The organism is Haloferax sp. Atlit-48N (genome assembly GCF_003383015.2).
GTDB lineage: Archaea > Halobacteriota > Halobacteria > Halobacteriales > Haloferacaceae > Haloferax > Haloferax volcanii.
The window spans coordinates 1398290-1418142 of sequence record NZ_CP137689.1 but is presented as its reverse complement, the minus strand read 5'-3'; the positions used below and the strand labels follow the sequence as shown (position 1 = coordinate 1418142).

Genomic DNA, 19853 nt, shown 5'->3' with positions numbered 1-19853 from the left:
CGTAGAATACCGTATCTCGGCGTTTCTACGCCGAATCAAAACGACGGCAATAATTCAAAATTATTGTTACTATTAGTTACGATTGCTTCGAGCTCGGCGGTCGTCACGAACCTCTCAACTGCCTTTGAAGCGCTCCGAACGGCCGATTTTAGTGTTTCGTGTTCTCATTCCACACGGCGGCCGTCGGTAGTGGTCGGTTTTTAGGCGTGCGCCGGATACCGTCAGCCACGGAACGTTCCACGCCATGCGCCTCGAAGACAGAATCACCAGGCGGCGTCGACGCGGCGGGAAGAGACGGCGGCTCGTCCGAGACCTGAGCGCGCTCGACCCGACGGCTCATCCCCGAGAGCCGACCGGCCGCGGTCCGACGCTCGAACGCATTCTCGACCATCTCGACCCGGTGTTCGACGGCGAGTTGCCGCCCGACGCTCACGTCCACGGGCCGAAGGGCGTCGGGAAGTCGGCGGTCGTCGCGGCGCTGTTCGAGCACCTCGCCAGCGCCCTCCCCGCCCGACGGTCGGTCATCCACACCGCGACGCGGACCGCCGCCACGCCGACGACCTCGTTCGCCTACGTCGACGCCCGGGACGCTCCGACCGAGTTCGCGCTCCTTCACGCGGCGCTCGAAACGCTCTCGAAGGAGCCGGTGCCCTCGCAGGGCGTCGGCGTCGAGGCGCTCCGCGAGCGGCTCACGGCGCGGGTCGCCCACGACGAACACGCGGTCGTCGCCGTCGACCACGTCGGCGAGCCGGAGACCGTCTCCGCGGCGACGGCGGTCGAGACGCTTTCTTCGGTGTCGCCGCACGTCTCGGTGCTCACCGTCGGCCGTGGCCCGCGGAGCGACGCGACCGAAGCCGGTGATGACGACGACGTAACCGACGTAACCGACGCGGCGTCCATCGCCGTCTCGGCCTACGAGCGCCACAGCCTCGTCGATATCCTCGTCGCTCGCGCGTCGGACGGCGTCGCCCGCAACGCGCTCCCGCACGAGGCGACGCGCGAGGTGGCCGAGTGGGCCGACGGCGACGCCCACGACGCGCTGTCGGCCCTCTACGGGGCGGCGACGCTCGCCGCGGCCGACGGCGCGGACACAATCGACACCGAGTACGTCTGCGCCGGCATCGACGCCGTCCCCGACGACGGCTGTTCGCTCGGCCGCGTGTTCGCGCTCCCAGAGAGCCGCCGGCGCGTCCTCCGGGCGTTCGTCGCGCTCGACGACGAGGAGACGGCCTCGGTCTCGACGGCAACCGAGCACATCGCCGCGTCGCCGCGGGTGTCGCTGTCGCCGGCGACCGTCCGGCGCGTCCTCTACGAGCTTTCGGACCTCGGCATCGTGCGCCGGGTTTCGGACTCCGACTCCACCGACGGCCCGGGCAGACCGGCGACGCGACCCGTCCCGAACTTCTCGACGCTGGCGTTCCGCGGGCTGGACGACGCCGAGCGCTGAGGCGTCGGCGCTCGCCGCCACGAGTTCGTCGTCGGCGTCGAGAGCGCAGGCCGCGGCGCGGTTCTCCCCGACCGCTGAACCTTTTTCCCCCGTCGCCCAACTCCGGGTATGGTTCCGCCGCTCGTACTCGACATCGACGGGACGCTCACCGACGCGGACGGACATCTCGACCCCCGCGCGTTCGAGGTGCTCCCGGCGTGGGACGCGCCCGTCATCCTCGCCACCGGCAAGGCGTTTCCGTACCCGGTCTCGCTGTGTCACTATCTCGGCCTCCCACAGACCGTCATCGCGGAGAACGGCGGGGTCGTCCTCGCAGACGGCGAGGTGACGTTCACCGGCGACCGCGAGGCCGCGCAGGCCGCCGCCGACGAGTTCGTCGCCCGCGGCGGCGACCTCGGCTGGGACGCCGCGGACACCGCGAACCGCTGGCGCGAGACCGAAATCATCGCCCGTCTCGACGCCGACGAGGCGCTCCTCCGGGCAGTCGCAGACGAGTTCGACGTCGAAGTCATCGACACCGGCTTCGCCTACCACATCAAGACGCCGGGAGTCGAGAAGGGCGTCGGCCTCGAACGCGTCTGCGAGACGATGGACTACGACCCCGAGGACTTCGTCGCCGTCGGCGACAGCGTCAACGACGCCTCGACGTTCCGGGTCGCCGGGCGGTCGTACGCCGTCGCCAACGCGGACGACGTAGCCAAGGAGGCCGCCGACACGGTGCTCGACCGGTCGTTCATGGACGGCACGCTGTCGGTGCTCGACTCGCTCCGGGAAGATGACGCGGCGTAACCGCCGACCGCGCGCCGCTCGTCGGCGTCTCAGGCCGGTTCCTCGAAGGGAGCGAAGCGGCCGTTGATGTCCCACTCGTGGATGCAGTAGGGGCTTCCGACCCGTTTCTCGCCGTCCGTCTCGTCGACGAGCCACGTCGCGGCGTCGTCGTCCCAGCGTTCCACCCGACCGCAGCGCTCGCAGGCGCGTCGCGTCGGCCGTCGAAGTTGGGGTTCCATACCTGTGAGACCGACTGCCGGGCAAAAAAGCCCATCGCCGTCGGCAGTTTCGCGGGCGGTCGCTCGGACTCGCGCCGACTCGCGCCGACCCGCTTCGACCCGGTGGCGGACTGACTCACCGGCGGCTATGCACGAGACAAACACGACTCGGGGAGGAACCGATGGGACTTACGGCTCGGGACGCGGAGTGAATCGCATGGGCTTTCACACCTTCGACGCCGACAGGGCGGCGAAACTGGACGACCCCGCGAGATTCCGGTTCGTCTCGCGGGAGGAACTGCTCTCGCACCTCGGCGTCGCGCCCGAACGCGTCGTCGCCGACCTCGGAAGCGGCACCGGTTTTTTCACCGACGAGGTCGCCCCGCACGTCGGCACGCTCTACGCAGTCGACGTGCAGGCGGTCATGCACGACTACTACCGCGAGAAGGGCGCGCCCGACAACGTCGAGTTCGTCACGGCCGACGTGGCGTCGCTCCCGTTCGACGACGACCACCTCGACGCCGCCTTCTCGACGATGACCTACCACGAGTTCGCCACCGACGAGGCGCTCGCCGAACTCGCTCGCGTCGTCCGTCCCGGCGGCACCGTGGTCGTGGTCGACTGGTCCACATCCGGCTCGGGCGAAGACGGCCCGCCGCGAGACGAGCGATTCGGCCTCGGCGACGCCGTCTCCGCGCTCGAAGCGGCCGGCTTCACCGTCACCCACGGCGAGACCCGACGCGAGACGTTCGTCTGCGTCGCCCGGCGCTGACGCGAACGAACCCGTGAAGTGACCCCGTTAGAATTGAACAGTGAGCCGTGCCGAAGTTGATTCGCTTCTCGTTCGAGTGTCCATACCGGCGTAGAATATTAATGTACTAGAGTAATTTGGTGAATATCAGGACAACGCTTACCACGAAAACCATGGTATAGTATATCATGGTGTTACATAACTCAGTCATCGACGACTATCACCCGACCGAGGGGTATTACGAGTGTCGTTCCTGTCGGACTCGGACCGTCAGCGCGAGCCACCTGTCGGAGTGTCCCGACTGCGGCGGGTCGGTTCGAAACATCGCCGTCGCCCGCGAGTGAGGCGCGAGTCGCGCGATTCCGCACGTCATCGATTCGGACGATGACCGACTTCCTTCTCACGGGGCGTCGGAGCACCCCGCTTCGATGCGCCGCTCCGATGCGCGCTCACGACTCGATGACGTCCGTGTACCGGTCGACGAGTAGGACGACCGCCGCGCCGACGACCGCGGCCACGGCGAACGAGGCGTAGAGCTCCGTCGTCCACGACCGTCCCGCGTCGACGAGCGCGGCGGTGCTCTCCACCACGGGCGCGCGGAGCGCGCCGACGATGAGGCTCACGAGGAACGCCAGCGTCGCCCGGCGGTAGTGTTCGAGCGCCCAGCGGACGACGTGCGCGATGCTGAACAGGCCGACGACGGCTCCGACCATGAACGTGACGACGACCGTCCCCGGTTCGACGACGACCGACAGCGGTGCGCCGCCGGCGACGTCGAGGAGGCTGTCGATGAACGCGTTGAGCGCCGCGTTCATGTACTCGTACTGCCCGAGAATCAACAGGATGAGCGACCCGGAGACGCCGGGGAGAATCATCGCGCTGACGGCGATGCCGCCGGCGACCGCAATCGCGGGCAGCGAGTGTCCGAACGCGCCGCCGCTCCCGCCCGAGGCGACGAACGCGAGGCCGAACCCGGCGACGGCCGCCGCGATTTGACGCGGGCCGTCGAGCGAGACTTGGGCGTACAGCACGACCGCCGACGCGGCGATGAGCCCGAAGAAAAAGCCGTAGGTGGGCACCGGCGCGTCGTTGAGCGCGATGTGGAGCACGCGCATCACGGTCACGATTGCGGTGGCGATACCCGCGCCGAGGGCGAGCAGGAAGCCGACGTCGACTTCGCGCATCGCCGCGACCGCGTCGGCCCGGCGTCCGGGGACGACGACGCCGAGGGCGCGCTTGATTCGGCCGGGTGTGATGGCCGTCACCGCGCTGATGAGCCGCTCGTAGATACCCGTGATAAGCGCGATTGTGCCGCCCGAGACGCCCGGCACGGCGTCGGCGGCACCCATGCAGACGCCCTTCAGGTAGATGAGAAGCCACGAGAGCCGGGGAGCGTCCCCGTCTGAGTTCCTCGACATTTCGTTGTCGGACCCTCTCTCGGGGAGGATATCAGTCCACCGCTACGTGATTCCGGCTGTTTCCTCAGTGAACTACGGGACTCGGAAAGAATCAAACCACCTGGCATTCACAACTCTACCAATGGAACTCAGTATCATCGGGAGTGGGTACGTCGGCACGACTATCGCGGCGTGCTTCGCTGAACTCGGACACGACGTCGTCAACGTGGACATCGACGAAGACGTCGTCGCCTCACTCAACGATGGGCAGGCCCCGATTCACGAGCCCGGACTGGCCGAGCTCGTCGAACGGTACGCGGGAGACCGACTCCGAGCGACGACCGACTACGACGAGATTCTCGACACGGACGCGACGTTCCTCGCCCTGCCGACCCCGTCGAACGACGACGGCAGCATCGACCTCGGCGCGATGACAGCCGCGGCGACCTCGCTCGGTGAGACGCTGGCCCGGAAGGACGATTCGCACCTCGTCGTCACCAAGAGCACGGTCGTTCCGCGGACGACGGTCGACGTCATCGGGCCGCGAATCGAAGAGGCCTCGGGGAAACGCGTCGGCGACGGGTTCGATATCGCGATGAACCCCGAGTTCCTCCGCGAAGGCACCGCCGTCGACGACTTCCTTTCGCCGGACAAAATCGTCCTCGGCGCGCAGACCGACCGGGCGTACGAGACGCTAGCCGAGATTTTCGCCCCGCTCGTCGAACGCGCCGGGAACCCACCCGTCGTCAAGACCGGTATCAGCGAAGCCGAGATGATAAAGTACGCCAACAACGCCTTCCTCGCGTCGAAGATTAGCCTCGCCAACGACCTCGCGAACATCTGCAAGGAGTTCGGCGTCGACTCCGCGGAAGTGTTGGAGAGCATCGGCCTCGACTCCCGTATCGGGTCGGCGTTCCTCGGTGCGGGTCTCGGCTGGGGCGGGTCGTGTTTCCCGAAGGACACGGCTGCCATCATCGCCGCCGCCCGCGCTCAAGGCTACGAACCGCGTCTGTTGCAGGCCGCCGTCGACGTCAACGACGGCCAACCGGAGCGTATGCTCGACCTCCTCCGCGAGCGATTCGACCTCGACGGCAAGCGCGTCGCCGTGCTCGGACTCGCGTTCAAGCCCGGCACCGACGACATCCGGAAATCCCGCGCGATTTTACTCATTCAGGCGCTCCTCGACGCAGGGGCCGACGTCGTCGGCTACGACCCCGTCGCCACCGAGAACATGCGGGAGCGGTTCCCCGACATCGACTACGCCGACTCCGCCGCCGACGCGCTCGCAAACGCCGACGCGGCGCTCGTCGCAACCGACTGGGACGAGTTCGCGGCGCTCGACGACGAGTTCGACGCCATGCGCGAGCGCATCGTCATCGACGGCCGCCGCATCGTCACCCGCCGCGAGGGTCTCGACTACGAGTCGCTCGTCTGAGCCGGAACCGGAGTCGGAGCCGGACCGGAACCGAAGCCGAAGACTGCTTCCGAGCGGCTTTCGCTCGGCACTCGCTTTTCGACCGTCGGCGGTTGTTCTGAACTGCGTGTGGAAAATGAAACTGCGACCGCGAGAGTCGTCGCCGTCTCGGCTCGTGTTACGCGGCGGCCGAGACCGCGCTGGCGTCGACCGACGCCGAGGTCGATGTCGACGCCGACTCGTTCGTCTGCGAGTCGTCGGACGTGCCGTCCTCGGACGAGCTATCCTCGGACGAAGAATCGCCCGGCAGGTCGAGTTCCTGTTCGTTCCGTTCGAGGGTGACTTGCACGGTACCGTCTTCGGCACCGTTGACGAGGCCCTCGTCGACGGCGACGTTCTCCGCCTGGTAGCTGACGATGGTGCTGTTCCCGGTGACCGAGGTCGGCCCGGTGAACGCGTAGCCGCCCGCCGCGCGGACGCTGACGTTCGTGTAGCCGTTGTCCGGGCCGTACTCGTCGTAGCCGGTCGTGGAGTACGGGAGCGTCATCGTGAACTCACCGTCGGCGTCGGTCTGGGCCTGCTGCGTGTAGGTGAAGTTCGTGCCAGTCGTCAGGTCGCGCATCTGGACGCGCGCGGTCACCGTCGTGTTGGCCGGGGCACCGCTGCCGTCGACCGTCGCGCCGGGGACGCGCTCGAACGTCTTGACCCACGCGGGGTTGTTGGGGACGAGCGCCTGCGGCTGGAGGCCGTAGGTGTTGCCCTCGCTGATGAGCGACCGCTGGTAGGACCCCGAGCGGAGCGCCGAGCTGTTCGAGGACTTCACGAGGCGGTAGTGTTCGAGGGCGGACACGCGCTCCTCGGGGAACGTACCGATACCGCCGATCTGGGAGGTCGGGTCGTTCGCGACGTACTCCTCCGCGGCGCTCATGTTGTCGAACGTCCTGACCGCCTGCCCGTCCGAGGGCGTCACTCTGAACGTGGTCGAGCCGTCGGCGGACGTACGTTCTTCCCAGTCGACGACGATTGGCGACGCCTCGCGGGCGCTGCCGTGGTACGCGTAGAGCCGGACCATCAGGCTCTCGTAGTACCGCTGGTCCTTGAGGCTCGACGCGGCGGCGACAGTCGTTTGCTCGCCCTGTTCTTGCAGGCGGAACATCGGGTTGTAGAAGTCCGACCTGGAGATGTTCGACTCGTCGTAGAAGACGGTCGGCGCGCTGAACTTCGCGTCGGTCGAAGCCATCTGCCAGTCGACCATGACGTAGCGGGTCTGGTCGCCTTCGCCGTCGTCACCCATCGAGGTGAGAACCGACTCAGCCTGCTGTTCATCTTCGGCGAGGAGGTAGTTCGCTGCCTCGGTGGCACCTCCTTGGAACGGGTTCGCGTTCGGGATGCGCTCGCCGAGGACGGTGATCCAGTGACCGTAGTCCCACCAAGACATGACGCCGTACGCACCGTCCGGATAGTCGAAGTCGTCCGTGTACTCGTACGTCCCGTAGTACTCCATCCGGTTCGATTCGCCGCCGAACTCACCTTCTGCGGGTGTGTTGTTCTGCATCCAGGTGAGGCTCCCGTCCCACTGAGTGACCGTTCCTGGACCGGTCTGGGACGCTTGCATGGCGGTCTGAGACACGCCGCCGTTGCCGAGTTGAATCGGGATGATGAGAACGGGCGTGAGGATGAGGAGGACGGCAATCACGACTGCTGCGACCTGCCCATACGAGATGTCGTCGAAGCGCTCGACGTTCGCGAGGCCGATGAAGTCGATTCCGAGGGCCTCTCGGAGGAGGTAGGCGTTCATCACCGCGACGACCACCGCGAGGTAGTAGTTGAAACGAACCTGCGTGAACGCTGCCGACGTGATGATGGCTGCCCACACGAGGACGAACAGACGTTCGCTCTCGTAGTCGGCTTGCATCACTGCGCCCACGATGAGTGCGGTGACGATGGTGAGGCTAACGAGCGACGATTCGACGCCCAGGGCACTGCCGATTCCTGCTGGAAGCGCCGGTATCAAGAAGAGTACTCCGATGAGGGCGAGACTCCCGACAGCGTATCCGATCTTCCGCGAGTTTCCACCCTTGACAAGCGGCTTCGCGACGAGCCACACTGCCGCGAGAGCACCTGTGAAGAAGGTGAAGCCGTACTCGGACATGATACGGCCGACAGCAGTCTGACCGTTCGACTGGAGTACGTTTGCTGCGAGGAACGGCTGGGCTTCACTGATGGTTCGGGTCGCAGCGCCGGCGCTGAACCCAACCGTACGGAGGAAGTTGCGTGCGATCGAATCGAAAACACTCGGAAGGACGAGAGAAAACAGCACTATCCCGACAAGCATGGTTCCGCCAACCACCGCAGGATAGTACCGCTCGTCGACGTCGTTCGATTCCCACCACCGGGCGAGTGCGGCGAGGAACACAGCACCGAGGGCGACGCCGAGTGAGAACAGCGGCTGCAAGAAGCCGAAGTCGGTCACCCCGAATCCCGGTTCCTCGATCGGGATGAACATCAGTAAGCCGGTGACCGTCATCGAGATGGCACCGACGAACGCCGTGTGTTCAGGCGACCGACCGCGGACGTAGTCGGAAGCCATCTTCAGGACCAAAAAGAGGCCAAAGATACCGACGAGAAGGATTCCCGGTGGCCACGACCACATGTAGATGGCCGTTGCGACACCGGCGAGAACGGACCACTTCAGGGGTTCACGGAGCGCATCGAGGTCGCGTGCCGCAACGAGTTCCCAGACGGGTTTCTCTCTGTCGGCAACCGTGAGGGCGATCATGATCGCGAGGACGGCAAAGCCCATGAAGAACGGCTCTACGATATTGTGATCTGCAAACCCAACGAGCCCACGTTGGAGGAACGCTCCTGGGAGAAGCATCAGAATAACCGCACCGAAGAGCCCACCGAGACGGCCGCCGAGACGCTTCCCGATAAGGTAGGTTGGGATAACGGTTAACGCACCGAAGACGGCCGGCGCGACCAAAAGCGACTTGGCTACGAGGTCTGATGACGGGCTTCCCAGACCGACGACGAGCGCCGCGGTCGCGACGAGTTGGTCGTAAATTGTCCCGAACTGACCTGCGGTCCGGCCGAACGGGAATTCGGTCCACGGATCGAACGGCATCGTCGCGGGCCAGTTCCGGACGGTGTATTCCACCTGGCGAAGATGATACCAGGCGTCGTTTCCTGAGAAGAACACTGTGCCCTCTCGAATGAATGCGTCATAACTGCGGAGGCGTATCCACAGCATGACGAGAATAATAGTCGAGAGGACCGGTATGTGATACCAGTCGCGAGCGAGATCCGCTATGGAGGGCGAATACTTTGTTTGCTCGTCACTCATTGTGACCAACAACCGCCAAGCCGTTCATAAGCCTTGTGATAGTCTGTGTCGGTAGAAATAGCTAGTTACAAATCGAAGGACAATGCTTATTCGGGACTCCTCGGTAACTCCGACTTATGAAAGTCTCCGTCGTGGTCTGTACGTACTCGATGGAACGGTACGAGTCATTCTCCGAGACCGTCGAGAGTGTCCTCGCACAGACCTACGAACCCCTCGAACTCGTCATCGTTGTCGATGGAAACGAAGAGGTGTTCGACCGCGTGCAAGACGACTTCGGTGACATCGACGATGTCGTTCTGCACTGTAACGACGAGAACCGCGGTATCTCGTACAGTCGGACCAAAGGTGCTGAGCTCGGAACCGGCGACGTCGTCGCGATGATTGATGACGACGCAACGGCAGAACCCGATTGGATTGAGACGCTCGTCGACACCTATGAAAACAATCCGGATGCGGTCGCTGTCGGCGGTACCGTCGTCCCCGACTGGGTCGCTCGCAAACCAGAGTTCTTTCCAGAAGAATTCTACTGGCTCGTCGGGTGTGACGAACGTGGGTTCGGCGAGCACATGGAGGAGGTTCGGAACACCTACGGCTCGAACATCTCCTTCAAGCGCGACGTTTTTCTCGAAGTGGGCGGCTACGACACGAACACCGGTCGAAAAGGAGACAAACACGTCCAGGCGCACGAAGCACCCGTCTGCATTCGTATCTACGAACAGACGGGCGAGCGCGTCATCTATAACAAACAAGCGCGCGTGAATCACAAACTCTTCGAATATCGAACTGAGTTTGACTGGCTCGTCTTTCGTTCGTTCTGGCAGGGCTACTCGAAGCGCGTGATGGACTTGTTGTATCCACAAGCGTCAGACGATAAAAACGCGTATCTGAAGGACTTGATGCTCGTCTACGTTGTTGACCGACTCAAGAATCTCGTCGAAGACCCGTCGCTGGCGCAGGTCCAACAATTGATCGCTATCTTCGTTTTCACTGCGGCGGTTGGATTTGGATACGTCTACGGTCTGTTGACGCCGAACCTCGTGGAGAAGACGAATAATTAGTTGGCGTTTCAGCGGGTGTTCCCGCGAACGTATCGGACGTACTCACGATAATACCCGAGGGCGCGAACTCCTGTCATCACTACCGAGAGAACGCCGAAGAGCAGTCGCTCGAAATCGAGACCGGACGACTCCTCATCGGGCGATTTCACGCCACTCGGACGTGGCGGAATCCCGGGACGGCCGAACCGCTCGGCGTAGTACTCTTGCCGCTGACACAAGCCGCGGCCGACGCGAAGTTCTTTTTTCACCAGCGACGAGAACGAATCTCGAACTGGGTGGTACAGTGTCGCCGCCGGTGCAAACGCTTGCCTGTACCCGGCGTTTGCGACTCGACTGCCGAACTCCGAGTCACCGCCCGACACGAGACGCTCGTCGAACGGACCGACATCGTCGACGACCTCCCGACTGACGAGGAGCCCGCACGTCGGGGCGTACTGCTGCTGACGAATATACTGCGCTATGGGAAAGGCGGTCTGTGCGTCAAACCTTGCTGCGAGCGTGTCTTCCCCATTGGTAACCAGTTCGACGTCGCACCCGACGTACGCTGCCTCGTCCATCGCGTCAACCGCCGTTTCGAGCCACGACTCGTCCATGTACATGTCGGCGTCGACGAACGCAAATATCTCCCCCGTCGCCTGTTCTATGCCAGCGTTTCGGGCCGCGTACGACCCCTGGATTTCGTCTTCGACGACGAGTGTGACGTTCTCGTGCTCGCGTTCGAACTGACGAATCACGTCGCGCGTCTCGTCTGTCGACCCGTTGTCGATGGGGAGTATGTTTACTCTCTCCGTCGGGTACGTCTGTTTGGTCAGCGCAGTCAGTGTGTCACGTATACCTGTGGGGTCGTTATAAACTGGAACGATTACAGAAACACAAGGAAACGGAGAATCAGCCATTGAAATCAGGTTTACTCCCACTAATAAAAAGCACACGTGATTAGACGTCTACTCGGTCGCCTGTGTCGTTTCCTCTTGTAGTCGTTGTTCTGCTTCGTCACGGTCTTCTGGGTAGCCGATATCCAGCCGCCACCCGTCGATACGAATCGCGTCAATAGTTCGCCCAGAGCGGATGAGAAGGTCGATTGCCTCACTAATTTCGTACTCGCCGCGGTTCGATGGTTGGACGAGATGACACGCGTGGAAGATAGCCGGCGTGAACGTGTAGAACCCGGTCATCACGAGATTCGACGGCGGTTCTTCGGGCTTCTCGATGACTTCTGTGATTTCACCGTAATCGTTGGTTACACAGACACCGTAACGGGAAGCTTCGTCCCAGTTGACTTCTTCCACGAGGAAGGCGGCGTCCGCCCGATCCTCTCGCTGTCGCTTGACGACGTCGCCGAGGTTGGCGTTGAAGATGTTGTCGCCAAGCATCAGCATGAAGTCCTCGTCAATGTGGTCTTCGACGGTGAGGAGGGCGTGTGCTAGACCTTTCTGCTCACGTTGATGCGCGTAGGTAATGGGGACGCCACGATATTCGTCGTCGTAGTGTTGAATGATGATCTCCTTCTTGTAGCCGACAACGACGACAAGTTTCTCCGCACCGAGGTCGACGAGTTGGTCAAAGCAGTGGGTGAGAATCGGTTTTCCGTCGACCTCGACCATTCCTTTCGGCTTGTCTTCAGTGAGTGGTCGAAGACGGGTTCCTTTACCGGCGGCGAGGACAACAGCTTGCATAGTAAGAGAGTCATCGAGGCCAAGTATATAAAATGAGTTGGATATAAAGACTGGTGATAGGCTTTGAGTTTAACGTCTCCTTTGCGATAGTTGTCCACCCTATACCGGTTGTTCACAAGAAAAGTATAAGTTAATATATGGCCAATTTGGGTTGGTGTCCTGCGGTTATCAAGGTAACCTCCATTTTCCACACTTTTCCTCTGTGAATGACTGTTCTGTTAGATTCATCCATTCAAGTTCCATCCCACTAAGTCTGTAATGACATGTCGAGGGGATTGTTGATGTAAAGAACAATTCTTCTATCTTGTCTGGACCATACCTGGATTTGACATTGTATTGTTCATCTGGGGGTGATCCACCTATTGTGTATTCTGTGTATCCAGACAAATGAGCAAACTGTTGAATCCCACTTTCGAGAATGGCTTGATCGGGGCCATCCCCTGAGTAAGAGTATGGGTTCGTAATGACGCCAACGCCACCCAAGGTCACTACCTGCCAAATCAACATGCAAACGACAACGGCTGTTACTATCGAATTAATTCTCTCAGACTCATACTTGGTTGATAGTTTTTCGAATGCAAATCCGATACCCATCGAAACTAGAATAATCCCAAGAAATAAATCGTCTGCACCATCGTAATCCAAGATGAATATTTGGATACAGAACCACAGCAAAAGCCCTACGACCCACCACCTTTCTCGAATGTCGTCTAGAAAGCCTAGTAATATACCGGCCATTCCAAGAAGTGCTATCGGGATCATTAATTTTAGATGAGTGACTCCTTTTACCAACCGATATAAGAATGATTGTGTCTCACCTGCATACAACGGGGCAATTATCACTTCAACAGTCATTGCAACTAGCCCACCCTGTAGATAAATTGGGAGAAGAGAAATAAAAGCAATAATTGTGGCCCCAAAAACATATTTGAGAATCAGATCTTTGCTTTTTTGCCGTGAAATAATCCCGAATGATATGATTGGGAATATAATCGCAAATTGCCACATGCCTGCTGACGCTGCTGCTGCGGCCCCAGATAGTATTGGTTTCGGGTTTCTGGAAAGATAAATACTTCCTAGTCCGAAAAGAAAAACAAAATATTTTGGCTCATACCCAAAGACTGGTGAATAATGAATAACTGGGAATGTAATAAAAACAATGCCACTAAGTAGACCCGCGAACTGATTCCCAGTGATTTCTGAGGTGATGTGGGAGATTAAATATGTTAGCAAGATCCCTGCTACTATTGTACTTACGACAGATAGAGTGTGTTGAAGATGCGGATCCCCATTAGAGATATAAGCGATGATTGTCGCAAGCTCGAGTGTCAGTGGTGGTTTTGGGTCCCATGCATCGATGTAATATCTCTTTCCACTGAAAACCATCCATCCTATATGCTGAAACATTGCTGTATCTGATGAGGTGACTGGCCAATTTCCATTGAGAACAACACGTACAACAGAAATAAGATAAACAAATGTAGAGACTATCGGGGCAGTCAATGAATTTTGACTGAATGCTGCTTTTGCTAATCGTTTCATCATACTTGGCTCTCTATTAGCAACATAGAATAACTCTGCTGTTTCCCCTGTTACTTGATTCCTGCACTGCGAAACTGCAAGCACGCTCAACAGACGAGTGCTAACTCAGGTGATTAACTAGATCTCTGCTAGAAACTATAATTTATCAATTGCAAAGTCACAACTACTCTATGGCCAAATTAGCACGCGCTTCTGCGCTGCAGTTCGGGGCCAACGTTACGCAGACATTCGTTGGAGCAATTATCACAATCTACGTGATCAATGAACTCGGCGTTGGTGCCTTCGGGATTTTTGCGCTCTCTGCAGCTTTGGTGAAATGGGCGTCTATTCCGGCTGTTGGTATCCGTGGTGCGGTAATAACACGAATGAACGAAAGTGACGACATTTCCCCAAGCGAGTATTTCACCACCGCGTCTGTCCTCACGGGAGCAATCATACTAGTTGGACTTCTCGCCCTTTTGGGTTACTCTCCCTTCGTTGAACAGTACCTTGATTACAGCGGTACACAACTGGTGGGTGGTATGTTCGTCTCGAACGTTTCGTTCCGGCTAGTCTTAGGAGGGCTTCGAGGTGAGAACCGAGTCGAGATGTCTAGTCTCTACGAAGCTCTTTGGGGAATCCTATCTTCACTTGTGAAGTTGGCTCTTGTCTACACAGGCGTGGGTGTAGATGCACTTTTCTATGGAGAGATTACCTCTAGCATTGTCATCGGTATTTTTGGTGTATATTCACTCAATATTTCATTTGTGTCTCCCACACGGAGTGCTGCAATAAGCCTCTATTCCTGGGCACGGTATGGATGGTTAGATAATTTGAAACGGATGTCATATTCTTGGTTAGATACCATAATTCTCGGCTTTTTTGTCTCAACATCGTTGGTCGGTATCTACGAAGTAGCATGGCGGATCTCGGCATTATTCGTTCTCCTCCCAACAGCTATCAGTAAATCGACATTCCCAACAATTAGTTCTCTAAGAGATACTGACAAATTAAATAAAGTTCGTCGGATTCTCACCCGTGGGCTTTCAGTGGCTGGTGTACTTGCTATTCCTGGATTAGTGGGTTCAGTTCTTGTAGGAGGTGACGTCCTTGCATTGTATGGTCCGTCAGTCTCCTCTGTTGGTGTTGCTGTATCTGTGTTAGTATTCCTCTCTGTCGTACGACTTGTTGAGTGCTACGAGACGCTAGTAATGCAAGCACTCAATGCTTTAGATCTACCTGACAGGACATTTAGAATAGGAGTTATCTTCATCACGACTAATATTATACTTAACGTATCGTTGATACCGATGTTCGGTGTGATTGGCGCGGCTATCGCTACCCTCCTTTCAATGACTCTAGGTAGCATACTCGCTGTCCGTGCACTACCGAAGGCCGTTCAAACACTGCCCCCAGTATCTGCTATCGGAAGCCAGTTTGTGAGTGCGGGAGCGATGGCTGTTGTACTCTTCACAATTCTCAACTACCGGCCAATTGGTCAACCGATAGAAGTTGTCCTATACGTCCTTGCTGGAGCCACTACGTACGGCTTTGTCCTTCTTAGCCTCTCGTCGAACTTTCGAGAACGAGTTCAACAGTTGCTATCTGAAAGTCTTGGTTGAGGTATGACTAGGTCGCAAGTACTTTCGCTTGGGATACTATCACCTACTACTAATGACTTCGGCTCTACCGTTTGTATCTGTCATCATTCCAGTCTATAATGAGGCTGAAAATATTCAAAAATGCCTCAATGCGGTAACATCACAGACGTACCCCAAGTCAAAGTATGAAGTACTCGTCGTAGATAATGGATCACAGGATGGTACGAAAGAGATCGCTCGTCAGTTTAGCACTGCTTACGACAATCTCGAAATTCTGATTGAGGATGAACAACAAGGGTCTTATGCTGCCCGAAATACTGGTATTGAGCAGTCTAGCGGCGCTATTCTTGCTTTTTTAGATGGGGATTGTTCTCCACACCAACAGTGGCTTGAACGCGGCGTGTCTACAATCTCCGGTACAGGAGTAGACCTCGTTGGAGGTAACGTGGAATTCACGTATCCAAATGGAGGAACCGCAGCTGAGCGGTACGACTCGTTTACTAATATGCAAATGAAAGAGAGCATATCTAAACGAAACGTGGCGAAGACGGTAAATCTCTTTGTTAGACAGGATGTCGTTGAGGACGTTGGTCCGTTTCCAAACCATCTTATCTCTGGTGGTGATGTCCACTGGACGAAGAGAGCTACAGACGCAGGGTATTCATTAACTTTCGCACACGACGCGATTGGTTGTCATCCTGCTCGACCGTTCGGAGAACTGTTGAAGAAGCAATTCAGAGTTGGCAAAGGTCAGATACAGGTGTGGATGTTAGACAGAATTTCTCTGAGGCGAGTATTTGCGTTGGCATTGTGGATTCTCGTTGGCTTTCTCCCGAAACCTCCACACTATCTCTCCCAAGATTTACGACGGACTGGACAGACAGTGACGAAAGCAATGTTCGTCAGAATACTTGTGGTTGCGTGGTGTTGTCGGCTCGCAGAGAATGCTGGCCGTCTTTCTTATATCCTAAGATCGGAGGAACAATGACCTCTCTTTCTGACATTCTTGCCTCCAGTGCAGAGGCTGGACTCTCACTCCAGCGATCAGATGGTTCAATGCCAGCAGGACACAACGGCCCGTACCATGATCCTGAAACACCTGTTCGAAACACGTCTCACTGGTTAGTAACATTTCTGAAGGCCCACGAACTTACGGATGAAAATAGATTTAGACAAGCTGCTTCAGATGCGGTTTCTTATCTATTGAGTGAAGAGGCACGACCACATGGCCATACGTTTGAACACAGACAAAACGATACGAAGGACCGATGCAATGGCCTGATGGGACAGGCATGGTCACTTGAGGCCCTTGCGCTTGCAGCTAGAGCACTTGACAACGAACGTGCTGCTGCTGTCGCCGCAGATGTGTTCTTATCACACCCATTCTGTGACAAGCTCAAATTGTGGCAACGTGTTGATACCGATGGGACAATATTAGGTTTTGACCGTACGTTCAACCATCAGCTTTGGTTTGCGGCCTCTGGAGGACTTGTTGCACATACTGCTCCCCAGGAGGTTTCTCAACGTGTTCGTGACTTTTTAGATAGTCTTCCTTCAACTATCGATATATACGAAAACGGACTGATCAGACATCCTCTTCGACCATCTATGGATCTGAGCGAACTCGCTGAGTCAGTGACTCATGATGTCCACCGTAGTATGGTTCGAAACCATCTCCTTCATTATCTCCGACCACCCAGAAGCAAACGACGTCTGAGGAACAAAGCTGAGGGCTACCATTCGTTTAACCTCTATGCTCTTGCAATACTCGCAAGAGAATTTCCGTCTCATTCGGTCTGGAGTACTGACCTGCTCTCGGATATCCTTGAGTATACTCTCTCCGAGGAGTTTCGAGAAGCGACTACGGATAACAAGTTCTCGCATCCATACAATCCTCCTGGTTTCGAAGTGCCTGCGGCGATGGAGACATTTAGCGTGGGTTCATATAAGGAACGAGAGATGTGGGTAAATGAACAGATACAGCACTCTTTTGACCCCAATGCCAGCTTGCTAACGAGAGGAACTGATGATAAACAGACCCATGCTGCACGGTTATACGAAGCAACCCGATTAGATGACTACGAGATATATCTTGACTAACAACAAAGAAGACGAACTATTGACAAATGACTCGCAGATTTAATATTTGAGGATGTACGACAGGTATACAGACCAGAGACAATCAGTCTTCATCTTAAATATATGACAATAGTTAAAAAAGTGGCGCGTCTTCGCGACTGGATTGCACTCAAGACAGGTGCCATCAGGTCCCCAATGATTGCCGAAGTTGGTGGATATGCTGCCAGGTTTACTGTTCAAAGTGTGGAAGAAATCTGGAGGATCAGGGATCTTCGAGGAGAGCAAGATGTTATTCGGTTGCTCCTTGAGGAGGCTGAAGAAGACGATGTTCTGTGGGATGTTGGTTCCAATATTGGGACTCACGCATGTATCTGCTCCACAAAAGCCAATGTGTTCGCCTTCGAACCAAACCCAGACACGTTTGATCGTCTAACAGAAAATTCGGACCGTGCTCCAGGAACGGTTATACCACTGAGATATGGATTATCTAGTTCTTCTGGGGATATCTCATTCGAGCCCTCCCCAATTGCAGCGAACGGGACACACAAAGTATCGACTGAAGGATCTATGACTATCAAAACAATCTCTGGAGATGAGTTAGTTGAGAGTGGAGAGGTTCCGAAACCAAATGTTGTGAAAGTTGACGTTGAGGGTCACGAATTAGAGGTTCTGAAAGGTATGACCAATGCATTGCAGTCAGTTAACTTTGTAATAGTTGAGATTCACGCTGGTGTTGACCCGAAAGACGTGACAAAACTACTCTCCGAGGCAAAACTCTCCACAGAGATTACCAAATTAAATCGCGATGAGGATTTTGTTATTGGTCGCAGACAAAATGATTAAATACACTATCTAGTTAGTGACTCCCTCAATCGGCGTTTGTCTAAGTCTCGGCACAGTTGTTGTATGTTATTGTGTTGCGCGCTGATGTGAGTCTTTCGTGGACTGTTGTGTAACTGCCTACGTACGAATTATAGAACAGTCAACCATATTTTGAGAGAAGGATAGTAGGATGTCTGTTTCAATGATGCCTCTGCTCAACGTAATCAACCGATAGTGCAGTCCAAATCGAGAGGTTGTAGTCTGATAATTATAGTTGTCAATGGGACAATCTGATTGTATCTCACCGTGAGTTGATAGACTAATATCAGTCCACATTTGATTATCACCAACTGTGTGGACCAAACGATAGACTATTTTATTCAGCACAATCATATCGAGACTAATGCCCACCCCCGATGCCGTCTGTATCCTCATCCCCACCTACAACGAGGCGGAAACAATCGCTGATGTCATCTCAGATTACCGAGATGAGGGATTCGCCAACGTCCTCGTCATCGACGGCGGCTCCACAGATGGGACACGGGAACTCGCCGAAGACGCCGGTGCTCATGTCGTCGTCCAGTCGGGGTCCGGAAAAGGCCAGGCTGTCAGAGAAGCCGTTGAAGACCACATTCAAGCGCCGTACGTCCTGATGCTCGATGGCGACGGGACCTACGAAGCGACAGACGCCACCAAGATGCTCGACCCGCTCACCGAGGGGTACGACCACGTCATCGGCGACCGATTCGCCGATATGCGGCCGGGCGCGATGACGCGGCTCAACAGAGTCGGAAACCGCATCATCAACCGGGCGTTCGCGTTTATTCACGGTCAGGACTTTCGTGATATCCTCAGCGGCTACCGGGCGTTCACCCGCGAGTCGTTTCTCGACATGACGCTCACTTCCGACGGCTTCGGCATCGAGACGGAGATGGCCGTCGAGTGCGCGAAGCGTGGTATCAAGACGACGGTCGTGCCCACGACCTACTACCCGCGGCCCGACGGCTCGGATACGAATCTCGACCCGATCCGCGACGGTGGTATCATCTTCCTGGAACTGTATCGCCGCGCCAAGACCAACAACCCGCTTTTCTACTTCGGCAGCGTCGGGTTTGCGTCGACCGCGACCGGGCTCGGGCTCGCCCTGTACGTCGCCTACGAGTGGGTCGTTCGCTCGATTTCCCACGAGGTCATCGCCGTCGTCTCTATGGCAGGTATTCTCTTCGGGGTACAACTGCTGATGTTCGGCGTGCTGTCGGATCTCATCCTCTCGCTACACCGCGAGCAGATGAAACGAATCGAAGAACTGGAGTGAGTCGGTTCGAACCGGGCCGTCGGGACTGGAGGACGCCAACCGAGACCGCCTTCAGAACGGGACGAGCGAACGAAGCCGACCCATCAGGCTCTTCGAGGCCTTCGCGCGGAACTCCTCGAACACCGGGTGAAGCGTCTCCAAGAGGTCCCGGCGAGAGTCGAATCGGTCTTTCGGCGCGGCGGCGAGGGCGTCGCTTATCGCGACCGTATTGCCCGCGGCGTCAATCGGCACGGAAACGTCGTCGAGCGCCCGTGTGATCTCGGTCGCGTCTGCCGGGTAGTCGATGTCTGCGGTGTCGACGTCATCGGCGAGCGCGGCGATACCGAATTCGATTGAGTCCGGCTCCGACGTATCGTTCTGCGGCGGTCTCGCGGCCATCGAACGTGTATAGTACGCCCCGCATGGAAAAACCCCCGACCTCCGGCGAAATCGCCAGTGAACGC

At 57.4% G+C, this 19853-nt stretch carries 18 protein-coding genes; 11 read left to right on the top strand and 7 right to left on the bottom strand.

The window, feature by feature from the left end:
• The first annotated feature begins 244 nt into the window (after positions 1 to 244).
• Both DEQ67_RS07700 and DEQ67_RS07695 read left to right on the top strand, forming a co-directional pair.
• Positions 245 to 1447, top strand: a complete 1203-nt coding sequence (locus tag DEQ67_RS07700; protein ID WP_115859856.1) for a Cdc6/Cdc18 family protein — start codon at positions 245 to 247, stop codon at positions 1445 to 1447.
• Between the two features lie 108 nt (positions 1448 to 1555).
• Positions 1556 to 2236, top strand: coding sequence for a phosphoglycolate phosphatase (locus DEQ67_RS07695; RefSeq protein ID WP_115859858.1), 681 nt, complete (start codon positions 1556 to 1558; stop codon positions 2234 to 2236).
• 29 nt (positions 2237 to 2265) lie between these two features.
• On the opposite strand, the gene DEQ67_RS07690 is transcribed toward DEQ67_RS07695, so the two are convergent.
• A complete protein-coding gene (locus DEQ67_RS07690) occupies positions 2266 to 2454 on the bottom strand; it encodes an HEWD family protein (RefSeq protein WP_115859860.1) in 189 nt (62 codons plus the stop codon).
• 196 nt (positions 2455 to 2650) lie between these two features.
• On the opposite strand from DEQ67_RS07690, the gene DEQ67_RS07685 reads away from it, so the two are divergent.
• On the top strand, positions 2651 to 3205 hold the full coding sequence (locus DEQ67_RS07685) for a class I SAM-dependent methyltransferase (protein WP_004041412.1): 555 nt from the start codon (positions 2651 to 2653) through the stop codon (positions 3203 to 3205).
• 167 nt (positions 3206 to 3372) lie between these two features.
• Positions 3373 to 3528, top strand: coding sequence for a rubrerythrin-like domain-containing protein (locus tag DEQ67_RS07680; protein ID WP_004041411.1), 156 nt, complete (start codon positions 3373 to 3375; stop codon positions 3526 to 3528).
• Positions 3529 to 3633: 105 nt separating this feature from the next.
• On the opposite strand, the gene DEQ67_RS07675 is transcribed toward DEQ67_RS07680, so the two are convergent.
• Positions 3634 to 4602 carry a DUF368 domain-containing protein gene (locus DEQ67_RS07675; protein ID WP_004063270.1) on the bottom strand — a complete coding sequence of 323 codons (969 nt, stop codon included), beginning with the start codon at positions 4600 to 4602 and terminating at the stop codon, positions 3634 to 3636.
• A gap of 121 nt (positions 4603 to 4723) precedes the next feature.
• Between DEQ67_RS07675 and aglM the strand changes: the two genes are divergently transcribed.
• Positions 4724 to 6016 (top strand): UDP-glucose 6-dehydrogenase AglM, encoded by a 1293-nt coding sequence (gene aglM / locus DEQ67_RS07670; protein ID WP_115859862.1) that lies wholly within the window; start codon positions 4724 to 4726, stop codon positions 6014 to 6016.
• A 157-nt stretch (positions 6017 to 6173) separates the two neighbouring features.
• On the opposite strand, the gene DEQ67_RS07665 is transcribed toward aglM, so the two are convergent.
• A complete protein-coding gene (locus DEQ67_RS07665) occupies positions 6174 to 9338 on the bottom strand; it encodes an oligosaccharyl transferase, archaeosortase A system-associated (protein ID WP_115859864.1) in 3165 nt (1054 codons plus the stop codon).
• Positions 9339 to 9454: 116 nt separating this feature from the next.
• On the opposite strand from DEQ67_RS07665, the gene aglG reads away from it, so the two are divergent.
• On the top strand, positions 9455 to 10396 hold the full coding sequence (gene aglG, locus DEQ67_RS07660) for a glucosyl-dolichyl phosphate glucuronosyltransferase (RefSeq protein ID WP_004063273.1): 942 nt from the start codon (positions 9455 to 9457) through the stop codon (positions 10394 to 10396).
• 8 nt (positions 10397 to 10404) lie between these two features.
• On the opposite strand, the gene aglI is transcribed toward aglG, so the two are convergent.
• The 3 genes from aglI to DEQ67_RS07645 all read right to left on the bottom strand — a co-directional run bounded on the left by aglI (position 10405) and on the right by DEQ67_RS07645 (position 13617).
• Positions 10405 to 11292: a glycosyltransferase AglI gene (aglI, locus tag DEQ67_RS07655; protein ID WP_115859866.1), complete on the bottom strand. Its 888-nt coding sequence runs from the start codon at positions 11290 to 11292 to the stop codon at positions 10405 to 10407.
• A 48-nt stretch (positions 11293 to 11340) separates the two neighbouring features.
• A complete protein-coding gene (gene aglF, locus DEQ67_RS07650) occupies positions 11341 to 12072 on the bottom strand; it encodes a UTP--glucose-1-phosphate uridylyltransferase AglF (protein WP_115859868.1) in 732 nt (243 codons plus the stop codon).
• 168 nt (positions 12073 to 12240) lie between these two features.
• Positions 12241 to 13617 (bottom strand): DolP-mannose mannosyltransferase, encoded by a 1377-nt coding sequence (locus DEQ67_RS07645; protein WP_223173900.1) that lies wholly within the window; start codon positions 13615 to 13617, stop codon positions 12241 to 12243.
• A 167-nt stretch (positions 13618 to 13784) separates the two neighbouring features.
• On the opposite strand from DEQ67_RS07645, the gene DEQ67_RS07640 reads away from it, so the two are divergent.
• The 5 genes from DEQ67_RS07640 (at position 13785) to aglJ (ending at position 19410) form a co-directional block, all read left to right on the top strand.
• The gene (locus DEQ67_RS07640) at positions 13785 to 15215 is read left to right on the top strand and encodes a polysaccharide biosynthesis C-terminal domain-containing protein (RefSeq protein ID WP_115859870.1); all 1431 of its coding nucleotides are present in this window, start codon (positions 13785 to 13787) and stop codon (positions 15213 to 15215) included.
• Positions 15216 to 15267: 52 nt separating this feature from the next.
• A complete protein-coding gene (locus DEQ67_RS07635; RefSeq protein WP_115859872.1) occupies positions 15268 to 16182 on the top strand; it encodes a glycosyltransferase in 915 nt (304 codons plus the stop codon).
• Positions 16179 to 17294 (top strand): glycoprotein pentasaccharide biosynthesis putative isomerase AglQ, encoded by a 1116-nt coding sequence (gene aglQ / locus DEQ67_RS07630; protein WP_115859874.1) that lies wholly within the window; start codon positions 16179 to 16181, stop codon positions 17292 to 17294. The genes DEQ67_RS07635 and aglQ overlap by 4 nt, the downstream gene beginning before the upstream one ends.
• Positions 17295 to 17468: 174 nt before the next feature.
• Positions 17469 to 18116: an FkbM family methyltransferase gene (locus DEQ67_RS07625; protein ID WP_223173899.1), complete on the top strand. Its 648-nt coding sequence runs from the start codon at positions 17469 to 17471 to the stop codon at positions 18114 to 18116.
• Between the two features lie 382 nt (positions 18117 to 18498).
• The gene (gene aglJ / locus DEQ67_RS07620) at positions 18499 to 19410 is read left to right on the top strand and encodes an S-layer glycoprotein N-glycosyltransferase AglJ (protein ID WP_049896072.1); all 912 of its coding nucleotides are present in this window, start codon (positions 18499 to 18501) and stop codon (positions 19408 to 19410) included.
• Positions 19411 to 19461: 51 nt separating this feature from the next.
• Here the strand turns inward: aglJ and DEQ67_RS07615 are convergent, their stop codons facing one another.
• Positions 19462 to 19788 (bottom strand): hypothetical protein, encoded by a 327-nt coding sequence (locus DEQ67_RS07615; protein WP_004063281.1) that lies wholly within the window; start codon positions 19786 to 19788, stop codon positions 19462 to 19464.
• Between the last annotated feature and the right edge of the window lie 65 nt (positions 19789 to 19853).